A 3,326-nucleotide genomic window follows, 5' to 3' on the forward strand; every position below is an offset into this window, starting at 1 on the left:
ACCGGGATGACCACCGGGCCGATCGAGGGGGTCGGCAGGAACGGGGTGCTGGTGTCCGGCAGGGCGGTGCTGCCGACGGTGGCGGAGCCGGTGCTGATCGCCGCGAGGATCGGCATCGACGCCGTGCCGGCGAGCAGCGCCACCGTGAACAGGTAGCCCCGGGACGGTCCGCCCTGACCGGGCGCCCGGTGCGCGCCGACCAGGCGGCGGTAGCCGCCGGCGGCACGGTGCCGGCCGAGGAAGGGAGTGGCGGGATCTCGACCTGGCTCGGACACCACGCACTCCTCCTCGTCGCTCCGGCGGCGGACGGGTCGTACAGGACCGTCCGGGGCGCCGCCCCGACGCGCGGGAGCGGCAAACGCCCGACGCGAACGATCCCGTGCCAAACAGCCTGGACCAGTGACGCTGGGTAAGCCAACCCTGCACAGCGTGTCGACACGCGTATATGGCCGAACGGTGACGAACCACCGCCGGATCGGCCGGGCGTCGATGCAACGGACACCGGGCACTTCGTGCGACGAAGCGGGCCGCCGCCCCTGCCTGGGGAAGGCGCACTGTGGGCACGCTCACGTGTGATGCGAATATGGACCACGACGGCAACGCAGCCACGACCTCCGCGCACCCTCGCGGCAGGCGCGGCTGGGCGCCGGCGCTCCCGAACCGGGTTCGGCCAGAATCCGGCTCACGCCGCGCGGCAACCCCTACCGGGGCTAGGCGCGGCCGCCAGGAACCCGTCCGGCACCAGCCGGGCAGGCGCACGAGTTGCGCGGCCGGGTGACCCCCCGGTGCCGACGCAGACAGACAGGGAGAGACGGATGGCAAAGGGCGACCCCGGGGTCTCCAGTCGCGGCCGACGGGCCGCACCCCGGTCCAGGAAGGGTGCGACCGGCGACCCGCAGCTGGTGCAGCTGCTCACCCCGGAGGGTGAGCGGATCGAGAGCGCGACCGGCCCGGACGGGACCGAGTACCGCGTCGACTTCACCGACGAGGAGTACCGCGGGCTCTACCGCGACCTCGTGCTGGTCCGCAAGCTCGACGCCGAGGCCACCGCGTTGCAGCGCCAGGGCGAGCTGGGCCTGTGGGCCAGCCTGCTCGGCCAGGAGGCCGCGCAGGTGGGCTCGGGACGCGCGCTGCGTACGCAGGACATGGCCTTCCCGACCTACCGGGAGCACGGCGTCCTCTACTGCCGGGGCATCGACCCGATCATGCCGCTCGGCCTGTTCCGGGGCGTCGACCAGGGCGGCTGGGACCCGAACGAGTTCAAGTTCAACATGTACACGATCGTGATCGGGGCGCAGACCCTGCACGCGACCGGGTACGCCATGGGCGTCCACATGGACGGCAAGACCGGCACCGAGGACGGCGAGGCGGTGATCGCCTACTTCGGCGACGGCGCCACCAGCCAGGGCGACGTCAACGAGGCGTTCGTCTGGGCCAGCGTCTTCAACGCCCCGCTGGTGTTCTTCTGCCAGAACAACCAGTACGCCATCTCCGAGCCGCTGGAGCGGCAGACCCGCGTGCCGCTCTACCAGCGGGCGGGCGGCTTCGGCTTCCCCGGTGTGCGGGTGGACGGCAACGACGTCCTCGCGTCGTACGCGGTGACCCGGCACGCGCTGGACAACGCCCGGCTCGGCCAGGGCCCCAGCCTAATCGAGGCCTACACCTACCGGATGGGCGCGCACACCACCTCCGACGACCCGACCCGCTACCGGATCGCCAGCGAGGTCGAGGCCTGGCAGGCGAAGGACCCGATCGCCCGGATGAAGGCGTTCCTGGAGAAGCAGCAGATCGCCGACGCGGACTTCTTCGCCGCCGTCGACGAGCAGGCCCGCACCGAGTCGGTGCACCTGCGCGAGCGGGTGCTCGCCATGCCCAACCCCGATCCGGTGACGATGTTCGACCACGTCTACCCCAACGGGTCCCCCGAGCTCGACGAGCAGCGGGCGCAGTTCACGAAGTACATTCAGTCGTTCGAGGGGAGCGCCCACTGATGGCCACGGAGACGCTCACCCTCGGCAAGGCCCTCAACACCGGTCTGCGCAGGGCCCTGGAGAACGACCCGAAGGTCGTCATCATGGGCGAGGACGTCGGCAAGCTCGGCGGCGTCTTCCGGATCACCGACGGCCTCCAGAAGGACTTCGGCGACCAGCGCGTGATCGACACGCCGCTCGCCGAGTCCGGCATCATCGGCACCGCGGTCGGCCTGGCCATCCGCGGCTTCCGGCCGGTCTGCGAGATCCAGTTCGACGGCTTCGTCTACCCCGCGTACGACCAGATCGTGTCGCAGGTGGCGAAGATGCACTACCGCTCGCAGGGCAAGGTGCGGATCCCGATGGTCATCCGGATCCCGTTCGGCGGCGGCATCGGCGCGGTCGAGCACCACTCGGAGTCGCCGGAGGCGTACTTCGCCCACACCGCCGGCCTGAAGGTGGTGTCCTGCGCCAACCCGCAGGACGCGTACACGATGATCCAGCAGGCCATCGCGTCGGACGACCCCGTCGTCTTCCTGGAGCCGAAGCGGCGCTACTGGGAGAAGGGCCCGGTCGAGCTGGACGCCCCGCTGTCGGGGGCGTACCCGCTGCACTCGTCCCGGGTCGTGCGGACCGGCACGGACGCCACGGTGCTGGCGTACGGGCCGATGGTGCGGACCTGCCTGGACGCGGCGACCGCCGCCGCCGAGGACGGCCGGGAGCTGGAGGTCATCGACCTGCGCTCGATCTCCCCGCTGGACCTGGCCGCCGCGTACGAGTCGGTGAAGCGCACCGGCCGCTGCGTGGTCGTGCACGAGGCCCCGGGCAACCTGGGCCTGGGCTCGGAGATCGCCGCCCGGATCACCGAGGAGTGCTTCTACTCCCTGGAGTCCCCGGTGCTGCGGGTGACCGGCTTCGACACCCCCTACCCGGCTTCCCGGGTGGAGGAGGAGTACCTGCCCGACCTCGACCGGGTGCTCGACGCCGTCGACCGCACCTTCGGTTGGTGAGCGGCATGTCACGGATCAAGGAGTTCAACCTGCCCGACCTGGGCGAGGGCCTGACCGAGGGTGAGATCCTCGCGTGGCTCGTCAAGGTCGGCGACGTGATCGAGCTGAACCAGCCGATCGTCGAGGTGGAGACGGCCAAGGCGGCCGTCGAGATCCCGGCGAAGTGGGCCGGCCAGGTGCAGGCGATCTTCCACCCGGAGGGGAGCACGGTCGAGGTCGGTACGCCGATCATCGCGATCGACACCGACCCGGGCGCCGGGCCGATCGAGCAGTCGACGACCGGTGCGCCGGCCTCCGCCCTGCCCACCCCGTCGGCGGCGTCGCTGGCCGCGGTCGAGGTGGCGCC

General features: G+C 71.5%; 4 protein-coding genes. 3 read left to right on the forward strand and 1 reads right to left on the reverse strand.

The genetic code is table 11. The features are described 5' to 3' along the window. Nucleotides 1–275 (reverse strand): hypothetical protein (locus tag AB0B91_RS64660; RefSeq protein ID WP_358342922.1); only part of this gene is annotated, 275 nt, incomplete at its 3' end. Nucleotides 276–815: 540 nt separating this feature from the next. On the opposite strand from AB0B91_RS64660, the gene pdhA reads away from it, so the two are divergent. The 3 genes from pdhA to AB0B91_RS64675 form a co-directional block, all read left to right on the forward strand. Then, entirely contained in the window at nucleotides 816–1,991 is a 1,176-nt protein-coding gene (pdhA, locus tag AB0B91_RS64665; RefSeq protein WP_357659878.1) for a pyruvate dehydrogenase (acetyl-transferring) E1 component subunit alpha, read from the forward strand. Beyond that, nucleotides 1,991–2,980 carry an alpha-ketoacid dehydrogenase subunit beta gene (locus tag AB0B91_RS64670; protein ID WP_089002686.1) on the forward strand — a complete coding sequence of 330 codons (990 nt, stop codon included), beginning with the start codon at nucleotides 1,991–1,993 and terminating at the stop codon, nucleotides 2,978–2,980. The genes pdhA and AB0B91_RS64670 overlap by 1 nt, the downstream gene beginning before the upstream one ends. A 5-nt stretch (nucleotides 2,981–2,985) precedes the next feature. Continuing rightward, the coding region (locus tag AB0B91_RS64675; RefSeq protein WP_358342925.1) for a biotin/lipoyl-containing protein at nucleotides 2,986–3,326 on the forward strand (341 nt) is incomplete at its 3' end.

The organism is Nonomuraea sp. NPDC049141, from assembly GCF_040648415.1.
Taxonomy (GTDB): domain Bacteria; phylum Actinomycetota; class Actinomycetes; order Streptosporangiales; family Streptosporangiaceae; genus Nonomuraea.

Bases quoted from the DNA above. Each gene is read 5' to 3' on its own strand.
- pdhA (WP_357659878.1), top strand. From the start codon at position 816: ATGGCAAAGGGCGACCCCGGGGTCTCCAGTCGCGGCCGACGGGCCGCA.
- AB0B91_RS64670 (WP_089002686.1), top strand. From the start codon at position 1,991: ATGGCCACGGAGACGCTCACCCTCGGCAAGGCCCTCAACACCGGTCTG.